This window comes from Andreprevotia lacus DSM 23236, from assembly GCF_900176275.1.
GTDB classification, from domain to species: domain Bacteria; phylum Pseudomonadota; class Gammaproteobacteria; order Burkholderiales; family Chitinibacteraceae; genus Andreprevotia; species Andreprevotia lacus.
Genome location: NZ_FWXD01000013.1, coordinates 1 through 13,059 on the forward strand (window position 1 = coordinate 1; position 13,059 = coordinate 13,059).

The 13,059-nt window shown below is 62.6% G+C and carries 16 protein-coding genes; 11 read left to right on the forward strand and 5 right to left on the reverse strand.

All coding sequences use genetic code 11. The features are described from left to right. Positions 1–264: integrase core domain-containing protein (locus B9A19_RS11770; protein ID WP_139798798.1), on the forward strand; the 264-nt coding region annotated here is incomplete at its 5' end. 57 nt (positions 265–321) lie between these two features. Here B9A19_RS11770 and B9A19_RS11775 read toward each other — a convergent pair. Then, on the reverse strand, positions 322–1,971 hold the full coding sequence (locus tag B9A19_RS11775) for an electron transfer flavoprotein-ubiquinone oxidoreductase (RefSeq protein ID WP_084091002.1): 1,650 nt from the start codon (positions 1,969–1,971) through the stop codon (positions 322–324). A gap of 222 nt (positions 1,972–2,193) precedes the next feature. Here B9A19_RS11775 and B9A19_RS11780 point away from each other — a divergent pair, with 222 nt between their 5' ends. The 4 genes from B9A19_RS11780 (at position 2,194) to B9A19_RS11795 (ending at position 5,876) form a co-directional block, all read left to right on the forward strand. Continuing rightward, positions 2,194–2,940 carry an electron transfer flavoprotein subunit beta/FixA family protein gene (locus B9A19_RS11780; RefSeq protein WP_084091003.1) on the forward strand — a complete coding sequence of 249 codons (747 nt, stop codon included), beginning with the start codon at positions 2,194–2,196 and terminating at the stop codon, positions 2,938–2,940. Next, entirely contained in the window at positions 2,940–3,869 is a 930-nt protein-coding gene (locus B9A19_RS11785) for an electron transfer flavoprotein subunit alpha/FixB family protein (RefSeq protein WP_084091004.1), read from the forward strand. Before B9A19_RS11780 ends, B9A19_RS11785 begins: the two co-directional genes overlap by 1 nt. An 86-nt stretch (positions 3,870–3,955) precedes the next feature. Continuing rightward, positions 3,956–4,732, forward strand: coding sequence for a ferredoxin--NADP reductase (locus tag B9A19_RS11790; RefSeq protein ID WP_084091005.1), 777 nt, complete (start codon positions 3,956–3,958; stop codon positions 4,730–4,732). A 298-nt stretch (positions 4,733–5,030) separates the two neighbouring features. Continuing rightward, complete coding sequence (locus tag B9A19_RS11795) at positions 5,031–5,876, forward strand: 23S rRNA (adenine(2030)-N(6))-methyltransferase RlmJ (RefSeq protein WP_084091006.1); 846 nt, start codon at positions 5,031–5,033, stop codon at positions 5,874–5,876. A gap of 73 nt (positions 5,877–5,949) precedes the next feature. On the opposite strand, the gene B9A19_RS11800 is transcribed toward B9A19_RS11795, so the two are convergent. Next, on the reverse strand, positions 5,950–6,726 hold the full coding sequence (locus B9A19_RS11800; RefSeq protein WP_084091007.1) for a substrate-binding periplasmic protein: 777 nt from the start codon (positions 6,724–6,726) through the stop codon (positions 5,950–5,952). Positions 6,727–6,918: 192 nt separating this feature from the next. On the opposite strand from B9A19_RS11800, the gene B9A19_RS11805 reads away from it, so the two are divergent. The 4 genes from B9A19_RS11805 to B9A19_RS11820 all read left to right on the forward strand — a co-directional run bounded on the left by B9A19_RS11805 (position 6,919) and on the right by B9A19_RS11820 (position 9,030). Beyond that, positions 6,919–7,338, forward strand: coding sequence for an organic hydroperoxide resistance protein (locus B9A19_RS11805; protein WP_084091008.1), 420 nt, complete (start codon positions 6,919–6,921; stop codon positions 7,336–7,338). A 278-nt stretch (positions 7,339–7,616) separates the two neighbouring features. Then, positions 7,617–8,057 carry a MarR family winged helix-turn-helix transcriptional regulator gene (locus B9A19_RS11810; RefSeq protein WP_084091009.1) on the forward strand — a complete coding sequence of 147 codons (441 nt, stop codon included), beginning with the start codon at positions 7,617–7,619 and terminating at the stop codon, positions 8,055–8,057. A 2-nt stretch (positions 8,058–8,059) separates the two neighbouring features. After that, positions 8,060–8,416 (forward strand): nucleotide pyrophosphohydrolase, encoded by a 357-nt coding sequence (locus tag B9A19_RS11815; RefSeq protein ID WP_176216903.1) that lies wholly within the window; start codon positions 8,060–8,062, stop codon positions 8,414–8,416. A 26-nt stretch (positions 8,417–8,442) separates the two neighbouring features. Further along, positions 8,443–9,030 carry a GNAT family N-acetyltransferase gene (locus tag B9A19_RS11820; protein ID WP_084091010.1) on the forward strand — a complete coding sequence of 196 codons (588 nt, stop codon included), beginning with the start codon at positions 8,443–8,445 and terminating at the stop codon, positions 9,028–9,030. Here B9A19_RS11820 and B9A19_RS11825 read toward each other — a convergent pair. Further along, positions 9,027–9,839: a siderophore-interacting protein gene (locus B9A19_RS11825; RefSeq protein ID WP_084091011.1), complete on the reverse strand. Its 813-nt coding sequence runs from the start codon at positions 9,837–9,839 to the stop codon at positions 9,027–9,029. The two genes, B9A19_RS11820 and B9A19_RS11825, sit on opposite strands and share 4 nt — an antisense overlap. After that, positions 9,829–10,602 (reverse strand): PadR family transcriptional regulator, encoded by a 774-nt coding sequence (locus tag B9A19_RS11830; RefSeq protein WP_139798799.1) that lies wholly within the window; start codon positions 10,600–10,602, stop codon positions 9,829–9,831. Before B9A19_RS11830 ends, B9A19_RS11825 begins: the two co-directional genes overlap by 11 nt. Before the next feature lie 451 nt (positions 10,603–11,053). On the opposite strand from B9A19_RS11830, the gene B9A19_RS11835 reads away from it, so the two are divergent. Continuing rightward, positions 11,054–11,632 carry a hypothetical protein gene (locus tag B9A19_RS11835; RefSeq protein WP_084091012.1) on the forward strand — a complete coding sequence of 193 codons (579 nt, stop codon included), beginning with the start codon at positions 11,054–11,056 and terminating at the stop codon, positions 11,630–11,632. An 84-nt stretch (positions 11,633–11,716) separates the two neighbouring features. Here the strand turns inward: B9A19_RS11835 and B9A19_RS11840 are convergent, their stop codons facing one another. Then, the gene (locus tag B9A19_RS11840) at positions 11,717–12,151 is read right to left on the reverse strand and encodes an SRPBCC domain-containing protein (protein ID WP_084091114.1); all 435 of its coding nucleotides are present in this window, start codon (positions 12,149–12,151) and stop codon (positions 11,717–11,719) included. Positions 12,152–12,342: 191 nt separating this feature from the next. Here B9A19_RS11840 and B9A19_RS11845 point away from each other — a divergent pair, with 191 nt between their 5' ends. Continuing rightward, positions 12,343–12,795 carry a bacteriohemerythrin gene (locus tag B9A19_RS11845; RefSeq protein ID WP_084091013.1) on the forward strand — a complete coding sequence of 151 codons (453 nt, stop codon included), beginning with the start codon at positions 12,343–12,345 and terminating at the stop codon, positions 12,793–12,795. Positions 12,796–13,059 lie beyond the last annotated feature (264 nt).

The window sequence follows — 13,059 nt, forward strand, 5'->3', positions numbered from 1 at the left end:
TGCTCGAGTTACTACCAGAAGCTGCATCGGCAGCATGGGGTGATCTGCTCGATGACGGATGGGTATGATTGCTACCAGAATGCGCTGGCAGAGCGGGTGAATGGCATTCTCAAGACGGAGTTGTTATTGCAGCGGCCTGTGGACCTTGCGCAGGCCCGGCGCATGGTGGGTGAGTCGGTCGCGATTTATAACCATGAGCGGCCGCATCTGTCGTTGCAAATGCAAACGCCCGATGCGGTGCACCGGGCGTCGTTGGCAGGATAATGCGGGTTCAAACCAGCTGTTTTGGGTGTCAACCTAATTCAGGACGGGTCAACGGCATCAGGTTTCCTGATAATTCGGCCCGCCACCACCTTCCGGCGTGGTCCAGTTGATGTTCTGGCTCGGGTCCTTGATGTCGCAGGTCTTGCAGTGGATGCAGTTGGCCGCGTTGATCTGCAAGCGCGGGCCGGTGGCGTCCTTGACGATTTCATACACGCCGGCCGGGCAGTAGCGCTGCTCGGGTGCATCGTATTTCGCCAGATTGAGTTCGATCGGCACTGCGCCATCGGCCAGCTTCAGATGGCAGGGCTGGTTTTCCTCGTGTGCGACGTTGGACAGAAACACCGACGACAGCTTGTCGAAGCTGACCTTGCCATCGTATTTGGGGTATTTGATCGGCGTGCACTCGTTGGCCGGCTTCAGACAGGCGTTGTCCGGTTTGCTGTGCTTGAGTGTCCACGGCAGGCGGATACCGGCTGCAGCCAGCCACATTTCAAAGCCACCATACATCGAGCCCAGTACATTGCCGAACCTGGACAGCGCCGGTTTGACGTTGCGCACCTGATCGAGGTCTTTCCACACCCAGGATGTGCGCAGCTTTTCCGGGTAGCTGACCAGCTCGTCACCACTACGACCGGCAGCCAGCGCCTCGACCACTGCTTCGGCAGCCAGCATGCCGGACTTCATGGCATTGTGGCTGCCCTTGATACGCGGCACGTTGACGAAGCCGGCCGAGCAACCGATCAGCGCACCACCGGGGAAGGTGAGCTTGGGCAGCGACTGCAAGCCACCCTCGTTGATCGCGCGCGCGCCATAGGCCAGGCGCTTGCCACCCTCCAGCATCTTGCGGATGACCGGATGCGTCTTATAGCGCTGGAATTCGTCAAACGGGCTGAGATAAGGATTGCTGTAGTTCAGATGCACCACAAAGCCGACCGACACCAGGTTTTCTTCCAGGTGATAGAGGAAGCCGCCACCGCCGGTATCGCCACCCAGTGGCCAGCCCTGCGAGTGGATGACGAGGCCCGGCTGATGTTGCTTGGGGTCGATCTGCCACACTTCCTTGAAGCCAATGCCGTATTTTTGCGGCTGCGCGCCGTCACGCAGGCCGAAATGCGCCTCCAGCTCCTTGGCCAGCGAGCCGCGCACGCCCTCGCCGATCAGCGTATAGGTCGCCTGCAGTTCCATGCCCGGTGCGTAGTCCGGCTTTTCCTTGCCGTCCTTGCCGACGCCCATGTCGCCGGTAATCACACCGCGCACCGCGCCATCATCGCCGTACAACACTTGGGCGGCGGTAAAGCCGGGGTAGATTTCCACGCCCAACGCCTCGGCCTGATCGGCCAGCCAGCGGCAGACGTTGGACAGGCTCACCACATAATTGCCATGGTTGTTCATCAGCGGCGGCAGCAGCAGGTTGGGGATGCGATAGGCGCCGTCCTCATCCAGCATCAGGAAGCGGTCTTCGCTCACCTCGGTGGTCAGCGGTGCGCCGTGCTCGCGCCAGTCGGGGATCAGCTCGTTGAGCGCCACCGGGTCGATCACCGCGCCGGACAGGATGTGCGCGCCCACTTCGGCGCCCTTTTCCAGCACGCACACGCCGATCTCGCGGTTTTGCGCGGCAGCCAGTTGCTTGATGCGGATCGCTGCCGCCAGCCCGGCCGGGCCGGCGCCGACGATCAGCACGTCGTAGGTCATTACATCACGTTGCATGGTGTTCTCTTGGCAGGATCAGGGCAGCCCCTTCATCACGGGCGGCGAAACCCGGTATTTTCGCACAGCTGGTGCCGAATGCCGAAGTTCCGGGCGCACGATGGTGCTGCACCCCGCGTTCTATCTACATATCCATTTTTTATATATGTATCGCGAAAATAATCCAATTTACAGATATGCCCACTATTCTGTTAAAATCACGCGAAATTATGGAGAAGTGCCATGAAGGCTTTGGTAGCAATCAAGCGCGTGATCGACCACAACATCCGGCCGCGCATCAAACCGGACGGTTCGGGCGTCGAGACCGAAAACGTCAAGATGAGCATCAACCCGTTTGACGAAATCGCGGTTGAAGAAGCGCTGCGCCTGAAGGCACAGGGCATCGTGACCGAAATCGTTGCGGTCACCATCGGCCACGGCCACGCGCAGGACGTGCTGCGTCATGCGCTGGCCATGGGCGCCGATCGCGCCATCCTGGTCGACAGCACCGCGCAGCTGCAGCCACTGGCCGTCTCCAAAATCCTCAAGGCCGTGTACGAACGCGAGCAGCCGCAGCTGGTGCTGCTGGGCAAGCAGGCCATCGACGATGACGCCGGCCAGGTCGGCCAGATGCTGGCCGCACTGCTGGACATCGGTCAGGGCACGTTTGCCTCCAAGCTGGAAATCAGCGGCAACGAAGCCATCGTCACGCGTGAAGTCGACACCGGTAGCGAAACCGTGGCGCTGCAACTGCCGGCCGTCATCACCACCGACCTGCGCCTGAACGAACCGCGCTTCGTCAAACTGCCCAACCTGATGATGGCCAAGAAAAAGCCCATCGAATCGTTGACCGCAGACGAGCTGGGCATCGACACCGCACCGCACCTGAAGGTGGTCAATCTGGCCGAGCCGCCGGCACGCAAGCCGGGCATCAAGGTGAACAGCGTAGCCGAACTGGTCGAAAAACTGCGTAGCGTAGGGGCGATTTGATGAGCATTCTGATCCTGGCCGAACACGATGGCCAACAACTGAAAAAAGCCGCCCGCCAGACCATCAGCGCTGCACAGGCATGGGGTTTGCCGGTACACCTGCTGCTGGTGGGCGACAACACCGCAGCTGCCGCAGCCAGCGCCGCCCAGGTGGCCGGCGTGGCGCGCGTGATCCACGTCGATGCACCGCATCTGGCCCACCCGCTGGCCGAGGATGTATCGGCCATCGTCGTCGGCCTCGCACGTGATTACAAGGTACTGGTCTCGGCCCACACCACCTTTGCCAAGAACATCCTGCCGCGCGCCGCCGCGCTGCTGGACGTGGCCATGGTGGCTGACGTGATCGGCATCAAGGCGCCGAATACCTATGCCCGCCCGATCTATGCCGGCAGCGTGCTGGCCACGGTCGAGAACAGCGACGCGCTGCAGGTCGTCACCGTGCGCGCCACCAGCTTTGATGCTGCCGTGGACGGCGGCAATGCTGAAATCACCACCCTGCCCGCCCCGGCTGCCAGTGGCAAATCGCGCTGGGTATCGGAAGTGCGCAACGAATCGGACCAGCCCGATCTGGCCTCGGCCCCGGTGGTCATCTCCGGCGGCCGCTCGCTGGGCGAACAGTTCCACCAGTTGCTGACCCCGCTGGCGCAAAAGCTGGAAGGCGCCGTGGGCGCCACCCGCGCAGCCGTCGATGCAGGCTATGCGCCGAACGACTGGCAAGTGGGCCAGACCGGCACCATTGTTGCCCCGGGGCTGTATATCGCGGCCGGTATTTCCGGCGCGGCACAGCATCTGGCCGGCATGAAGGACAGCAAGATCATCGTCGCCATCAACCACGATCCGGACGCACCGATCTTCAGCGTGGCCGACTATGGTCTGGTCGCCGATCTGTTTGAAGCACTGCCGGCACTGACCGCCGCCATCGGCAAGTAAATGCAGCGCAGCATGCCGTCAGACGCTTGGGCGGATGGCATGCAAATGCGTATAATTCTTATCCAACTTTTCAAGACTTTGAAATCATGAGCAAATTTGCCGTAGAGAAAGTGCTGTCGGTGCACCACTGGAACGACACGCTGTTCAGCTTCAAGACCACCCGCGATCCGGGCCTGAAATTCGAAAACGGCCAGTTCGTCATGATCGGCCTGGAAGTGGACGGCCGCCCGCTGGCGCGCGCCTACTCCATCGCCAGCGCCAACTACGAAGAACACCTCGAATTCTTCAGCATCAAGGTGCCGGATGGCCCGCTGACTTCGCGCCTGCAACACCTGAAGGTGGGCGATGATCTGCTGGTATCGCGCAAGCCGACCGGCACGCTGGTGCTGTCCGACCTCAAGCCGGGCAAGAACCTGTATTACTTCTCCACCGGCACTGGCCTTGCGCCGTTCATGAGCCTGATCCAGGACCCGGAAGCGTACGAGAAGTTCGACAAGGTCATCCTGTTCCACGGTGTGCGTACCGTGTCTGAACTGGCTTATGCCGACTTCATCCAGAACGAGCTGCCGAACAATGAGTTCTTCGGTGAAGAAGTGCGCAACAAGCTGATCTACTACCCGACCGTGACGCGTGAGCCGTTCCGCAACCAGGGCCGCCTGACCGACCTGATCGAATCGGGCAAGCTGTTCAGCGACATCGGCCTGCCGCCGCTGAACCCGGAAACCGACCGCGCCATGCTGTGCGGCAGCCCGGCCATGCTGGAAGACACCTGCAAGTTGCTGGATGCCCGTGGCTTCCAGGTTTCGCGCCGCATCGGCGAGGCCGGCGACTATGTGATCGAGCGTGCGTTCGTCGAGAAGTAAGTGAGCCTGTACGTCTCTGCTGCCCGTTATTGAAGTGAACGGGCATCAAGACCCCGGCCAAGCCGGGCTCCTGCCGGATCTGGCAGGTGAAACACCGGCTTTCCCCTTGCTTGATTCCACGCCCCCGCCCTCGCCGCCGCGAGGGAGCCTCGCTGACGCTCGTCAGTGGCAGCGGGGCGCTTTGTGGACCAGCTGGTGTGCCGCTGCAAGCAGCGGCGCTCTGCAGTAAACTGAAGTGCCGTACCCAACGGCGTGGGCCAGCCCCACGCCGTTTCGCTTTTTCGCACCGGATTGCCCCATGCTCAGTTACCGCCATGCCTTTCACGCCGGCAACCATGCCGACGTCCTCAAGCACTTCCTGCTGGTGGAGTTGCTGAGCTACCTGAACCAGAAAGACAAACCCTACTGGTATATCGACAGTCATGCCGGCGCTGGCGCCTACAGCCTGACCGAGGGCTATGCCACCAAGAATGCCGAGTTTGCAAACGGTATCGCCCGGCTGTGGGAGCGCAAAGACCTGCCCGAGCCGCTGGCGCGCTATGTGGAGGTGGTGCGTGGCTTCAACCCGACCAGCACCCTGGCGCACTACCCCGGTTCGCCGTTGGTGGCGCAGGCGGTGATGCGCCGCGACGACAAGTTGCGGCTGTTCGAGCTGCACCCCAGCGACAGCGCCCTGCTGGAAGCCAATATCGAGCACTTTCACCGCCAGGCGGTACTGCAGGTAACTGATGGCTTCAACGGACTGAAGTCGGTGCTGCCACCGGCGCCGCGCCGTGGCCTGACGCTGATCGACCCGCCCTACGAAGAAAAACAGGATTACCAGCGCGTGATCAAGGCATTGCAGATGGCGCTGGAACGCTTTGCCACCGGCATCTATGCGATATGGTATCCGTGCCTGCAGCGCGAAGAAGCACGCGAGCTGCCCGGCAAGCTCAAGGGCCTGCCAGTGAAGTCATGGCTGCGTGCCGAGCTGTATGTACAAGGCCCGTCGGCCGACGGCTTTGGCATGCACGGCAGCGGCATGTTCATCCTGAACCCGCCCTATACACTGCACGGCACTCTGCAAACCGTATTACCGCTGCTGGTGGATGCACTGGGCCTGGATGGCGGTGCACGCTTTGTGCTGGAACAGCAGACTGCTTGAGCCTGCTTCATCCAGCATCCCGTGCAGCGACGCGGGTGTGTAGCCTCCCTGCTTGCGGGCATGAGCACCCGACTCAACGAAACCCGTAGCGCGCGCGTATCCTGGCCAGATCGCCGCGCTTTTCCAGCCGGGCAATGGCGCCGTCCAACGCATCGACATCCGCCTGTGTGGTGCTCTTCTTGCTCAGCATCAGATGCACAGGATCACGGTTGGGCGTAAACGGCAGCAGGGCCACGGCGGTCTTGACCTTTTCGCGCGCGGAATAGGTTACCGCCCCCACATCCCCCATCAGCAAGCCGGCCCGGCCGGCCTTGAGCATGCGCAGCGCCTGATCGAAATCCTCGAAATTCTGCACCAGCCCGGCCGCCATCAGGTCGGGCAGGTTCTTGGCGTAGTCGTCGCCATACCAGCCGGCATTGGGACTCAGCACCGCCTCGCGCGCGGACAATACATCGGCAAAGCCGCGCAATTGCGCGAAGCGGGCCGCGTCGTCGCCACGCGCAAACAGGCCGGTGACCTCATCGCGATATGCCTTGGTAAACCAGCTGAACTGCTTGCGCTCTTCGGTTTCCGACGCGGCAAACAGCACATCCAGCCTGCCATCCTTGTGCATGGCATGCCGGCGCAGACGCGGGATGTCGGTCTTGAATTCGAGCTTGCAGCCTGCCTCCTTGAAGATGGCCTGCATCAGCTCGATATCGAGGCCAGTGAAATGGCCCGGTTTGTCCTGGTAGCTATAAGGCGCCCAGTCTTCCGGCACCACGCTCATGGTTTTGCTGCAGCCGGACCACGTCCAGCCCGCTGCCAGCATGGCAGCAGCAGCCAGTATCAGCCTTGCTTGAACTCTCATCGCCTGGCACTCCTATGGCCTTCCTTACAGCCTATACGCAAACCAACAGCCCCGGTAGCGGCTGAGGATACTTTGCTTACCGCCCGGCGCAGCGTCCCGATGTCCGGTTTGTATTTTTCACAATTATATTGCACACAATTTATTTGGCAATTAGAATCAGGCTGTCTTCTCACTCATGCCAAGGAAAACGCCATGACAACGCTCTATCGCACCACTGCAACCGCAACCGGTGGCCGCAACGGTCAGGTGCGCACCGATGATGGCTTCTCGTCTGACCTGGCCTTGCCCAAGGCACTGGGCGGCAGTGGCAAATCCGGGGCCAACCCGGAGCAACTGTTTGCTTCCGGCTATGCCGCCTGCTTCCAAAGCGCCATGGAGCACGTGGCACGCGTGCAGAAAATCACCACCGGCAGCAGCGAAGTCTCGGCCACCGTCGGCATCGGCCCGAATGACAAGGGCGGCTTTGCACTGACCGTTGCACTGGTCGTCATCATCACCGGCATCGACCAGGCCGGCGCCGAGACACTGGTTGCCGCTGCACACCAGGTCTGCCCGTACTCCAACGCTACGCGCGGCAATATCGACGTGCAGATCAGCGTGCGCGCACAGTAAGGCCCCTGCAGTGCCTCGGCCCCGCCCGCTTCTATGGCCGGCGGGGCCGTGCTATCTTCGCGCACCTGAGAGCCTGTGATGCCCTCTGCCGTTATCTGGAGCTAACCAGCGTCAAGAACCCGGCCAAGCCGGGTCCCAGACGAACGCAGAGGGAGACAAAGCGGCTCTCTCCGTTTTATTCCACGCCCCCCGCCCTCGCCGCCGCGAGGGAGCCTCGCTCAGCTCGTCCGCGACATGAATGAGGCCTTTGTGGTGCACAGGTTCTGACGCGAGGCCCCATGACCGACCCTCTTCTGCTCAACCAGCAACTGTGCTTTCCGCTCTATGCGGCCAGCAATATGCTGACGCGGGCATACCGCCCGCTGCTTGATGCGCTCGGGATCACCTATCCGCAATATCTGGTCATGCTGGCCCTGTGGGAACGCGCACCGCGCAGCGTGGGCGAACTGGGCAAGGAGCTTTATCTGGACAGCGGCACCCTCACCCCCTTGCTCAAGCGCATGGAAGCGCTGGGCTTGGTTACGCGCCAACGCGCCAGCGATGACGAGCGCCGTGTCGACATCCACCTCACCGACGCGGGCCGCGCCTTGCGCACGCAGGCCGAAGGCATACCCGGCGCGCTGGCCTGCCAGCTGCCCTTTCCCGATCTACCGGCGCTGCGCGAACAACTGCAACAACTGGTTGGCGTACTTGCCCAAGCCGATACGCGGAACAAATGAACATGGCGCTGGATATCGTCCAATTGCAGCAGCGGCTGCGCGAGTTCTCGGCCGAGCGCGACTGGGATCAATTCCACACGCCCAAGAATCTGGCCTGCGCACTCAGCGTTGAGGCGGCCGAGTTGCTTGAGCTGTTCCAGTGGCTGAACGACGAGCAGGCGCAGACCGCGCCACAGCAGCCCGAGTTCGCCACCCGGCTGGGTGAGGAAATCAGCGATGTGCTGCTCTACCTGCTGCGGCTGGCCGATGTCACCGGCATCGATCTGGCGGCGGTGGTCGAACGCAAGATCGCGCTGAACGCGCTCAAATACCCGGCCGAGCAGGCACGCGGTCATGCACGCAAATACGATCAACTGTAGGGCTCTGCATGCACGCCACTGCCCACATGCACGTCCCAACCGTGCCACCGCTGACGCTGGAAACGCCACGCCTGCTGCTGCGTCCGTGGCGCTTTGACGACCTTGCCTCCTATGCCGCGCTGAATGCCGACCTGGAGGTGATGCGCTACTTTCCCGCCCCCATGAGCGCGGCCGAGAGCGACGCCATGGCCGAACGAGCGGCAGGCATCATTGCGCTGCGCGGCTGGGGCCTGTGGGCGGTCGAACACAAGGACAGCGGGGAATTCATCGGCTGCGTCGGCCTGAACATTCCACCGCCGGCGCTGCCCTGCTTTCCCTGCGTGGAAATCGGCTGGCGTCTGGCGCGCGCGTGGTGGCGGCAGGGCTACACCTTCGAAGCCGCACGAGCCGTGCTGGATACCGCTTTCACCACCCTGGGCTTCGAGGAGGTCGTGTCCTTCACCGCCCTGCCCAACCAGCCCTCACAAGGGGTGATGGAAAAGCTGGGCATGCAGCGCGATGCCCAGACCTTTCAACACCCGCTGGTGGCCGAGGGCCACTGGCTGCGCGAGCACTGTCTGTACCGCTTGGCGCGCGCCGACTGGTTGCGCGCCCGCAGCCAGCTCACTGTTTAGTCATCCAGCGTCTCGTGCGTGGCCGCCGCGCCATGCCGCCAATAGCTGGCGGCGCGGATATGGCGCTTGTCGATGCCGTGGTGTTCAACCAGCACCTTGCGCACCGCCTGGATCGCGGTCAACTCGCCGGCAGCCCAGGCATAGCCTGCCCCTGAAGGCAGCGTGAGCTGCTGCACGGCGCTGGCCAGCTGCGCCGCGCTGTCGGCAGCATCGCTACGATAGAGCCATTGCACTTGTGCCGAGGGCAGCGCGACCAGCGGAATCCGTGCGGATTGATCAGCCACTTGCAGCACAACTTGTACCACCGCATCTGGAGGCATCTCCTCCAGCCGGCGTGCGATGGCCGGCAATGCCGATTCATCCCCCACCAGCAAGTGCCAGTCATACGCCAGCGGAATCACGAACGAGCCGCGCGGGCCACCTATGCCCAGCTGCTGGCCCACTTGCACTTGTGCCGCCCAGCGGGTTGCCGGGCCTTCGCCATGCAGCACGAATTCGATATCCAGCTCGTTGGCGGCGGCATCGAAGCGCCGTGGCGTGTAGTCGCGCGCGATGGGGCGGGCCTCGCCTTCCACCCACAGCGGGCCGTTCGGCCCCAGCTCGGGCAACTTGGGCACCGTTTCGCCGGGGCGCGGCAGGAACACCTTGAGGTGATCATCGAACGAGGCCGAGATGAAGTCAGCCAGATCATCACCAGTGAACGTGACTCGCACCAGCTGCGGGCTGAGCGCCTGTACCCGCTTGACGGTGAGCAAGCGCAGCTTGAGCGTGTGGCGCACACGCTGTGGCGCCAGAGTGTCATTCGCCATCGCGCTCACCCTCCTTGCTGGTGCCGGCTTCGATCTCGGCGGTGGCCCGGGCCAGAATCGCCGCAATGCGGCGTTGCTCGTCCGGCCCGGCCTCGGTGCGCAGCACCAGTGCGTGCTTGAGCGCGCGGCGCGCGCTGATCAGCTCCTGCAGCCAGCCACCCGCCTCCGGCTCGCCCTCGGCCGGTTCACCGGCAAAGGCACGCCGTACCATGTCCATCTTGCGGCCGATGTGCACCAATCTGGCCAGCATCAGCTCGGCCTGCTCGCGGTTGGCTGCCAGATAACTTCGGCCAGCATCTGCAATCGAATAACACTTGCGGTTGCCGGTCTGCTCGACCGTGGCATGGCCGATTTCTTCCAGATAGGTCAGCGCCGGGTACACCATGCCGGGGCTGGGTGCATAGAAGCCATTGGAGCGTGCTTCCAGCGCCTTGATCAGCTCGTAGCCATGCGCGGGTTGCTCGGCCAGCAGCGCCAGCAGCATCAGTTGCAGATCGTCCGAGCTGAACTTGCGCGCACGCGGCATGCCACCGCCCTCGCTGTCGAAACCGCCCGGCCCGCCACCAAAAAAACCGCCGCCATGGCCATGCCGATGTCGGCCACCGCGCATGGCATGCCAACCCCAGTGCCCTTCAGCAAACTCACCGCCGCACCGGCCGTGATGCTCAAGATGGCGCAGATGATGTGCGGCACGGTGTGCCGCCAGATGCTCACGCCAGCGAGCCAGCCATTCGCGGCCAAAAATCGTTTTGCCTTCCCGCATGATCCCACTCCAGTCGTTAAACAGTCTTAAAACATTACTTAAGATATATATCTTAAGATATAAAAACAAGACCATTCATCGGCACGCATGCCTACCGGCCAGCCCTGATCCGGCGCACGAGGCTTGGCCAATGCCAAGGCGGACCCGCACGGCAGAGGAGCTGCCACCGCGCCAATCCATCAATCACCACGAACAAAACCCGGCACCGCAGTGCTGGTAAACGTACACCTCCGGTGTGGTTTTGCTGGCCACACCAAAACGCCCAGGCGCTTTTCGCCCCGGCCATTACACTGAAACAAACGCGGTGCGTGATCGCCCTGCCACTTAGTGCGGCGCAGCCAAAGACGGGAGCCATGCCATGTCTGCAGAATTGCCGACCGGTTCATTGATTGCGGGCAGATGCCGCATTGCCGGCCCGGCCTCATCCCGCCCGCGTAGCAAGGCGTTGTTGATGGGACTGCTGCTGCCCATGCTGACCCAGGCCGCCCATGGCGTGGACGAACCCAATGAAAAGGCACGGCTGGATACGCTGAATGCAGAACTGGCGCGGCAAGCCGATACGGCCCGGCTTGGTCTGGCCGCGCTGTCGGCCCAAACCACGCCGGAAGGGGTGCAGCTGGTGGACCAGATCAGGCCGGCAGAGCGCCTGGCCCGCAATCGCGCACGCACCGAGCACTTTCTGGCCGGCTTTGACGAGTATTGCCGCAACTACAAGCAGATGCTGCTGGCCCACGGCGAGCGACTGAAACAGTTACGGCTGACCTGGGCGGGGCTGCAGGAACAGCGCGATGCGCTGCTCAACGACATCCGCCACAGCTCGGCACTCAATGACAAATATTGCGCCAACACCCAGGCACTGGGCGGCCGGCGCATCGCGCTGTTCTCGCTGCTGCAGGCCAGGGTGGGCATGTGGCATGTACAGGGCGATCAAATCCGCTTTTCACAGGCGAATGACACCGCGCAGTATCAGCGCTTGATGGGCGATATGGACCGCATCAGCACGGCGCTGCGCAAACCGGCAACGCCATGAAACCATGACCGCCCCGGTAGCTCACGCTGCCAGCCGTCATACAATCCGAGTATGGCCCACAGACTTGCCGACCTGACCGCGCCATCACACGCTGTTGCCGGCGCGCAGCACCTCGGCCGCCAGCCGCTGCAGGTTCTGCTCGTTGGCGGGCACCACGATATGAGCAACATGCGCAGCGACGTCCGGGCTGTCGAAGGTTTGCGCCCAGTGCACCGTGGTGCCGGTGGCCGAGGCGGTCAGGCCGATCACCAGGCGGAAATGGGGTTCGGAGGCATGGCGTACGATCACTTCCTGCGGCGGATTGATCACTTCGAACACGTTCTCGTTCGGATAATCGCGCCCGTCCGGCCCGTGCATGACGAAGACCCAGCGCCCGCCAGCGCGGAAGTCGCATAGCTCGAAGGTATTGCTGAAACCATCCGGTCCCCACCAGCGCGCCAGCCGTTCGGGGGCTGCAATGGCGGCAAACACGGCGTCGATGCCGGCAGCGATATCGAGTGTATGGCTGAACGTGGTCACGATCTTCTCCAGGCTGTAGTGCCGGTGCCGGGCAAGCACGCGGCGGCGCGTTTGATGGTAGCCAGCACACCCGGCAAAAGCCACCGCAATGCACGCAATTGGCCGGTACTACCACCCCGTTTGACCCAGATCAACGTGCCCCGGCGCAGCTTTGCCAGAGTGCAAGCTCAAGGATTCAAGGAGTATTGCAGATGGAACAATTGATCGTGTGGTCGGACGAGTTGTCGGTAGGCATCCAGGAAATCGACGAGCAGCACAAGGTGCTGGTGGGGCTGCTGAACGAGCTGTACGACGCCATCCGCCACCATCATGGCCGGCAGGCCTCGGTGGAGATACTGAACCGGCTGGCCGATTACACCCGCATCCACTTCACCGTGGAAGAAAGCCTGATGCGCATTCTGGGCTACCCCGATTACGAGGGGCACAAGGCACACCACGAGGATTTGATCACCCAAATGCAGTCGCTGCAGCAAAGACTGGCCGCGGGCGAAACGGTCACGTTCGAGCTGCTGCATTTCCTGCGCAACTGGCTGACCCGGCACATCCAGGAAGGCGACCGGCGCTATACCGAGCATTTTCTGTCGCGTGGCGCGCAGCGGAGCTGGCACAAGAAGAGCTGGCTGGAGCGTTTCTGGTCGCACTGAGCATGGATCCGACGGGCCTGCGCACGGGCGTGGCCCCGTCCATGCAGGCCAGAACGGGCTTGCCGGCGACGTTGATTGCTGCTTGCGCCATCAGCCCCCTTAAAAAATCACTTGCAGAACAATGGCTTCCTGCGTATTATTCTCCAACGACTAGGCTTTGCGATCCATTCACGCCCCGCCCTGTCGCTCCTCGTTGCTGCTTCTTCAAGCCTTTTGCCTCGTTGGCTGGCTCCGCTTTCGTGCTCACCGAAAGTCGTTCCGTTG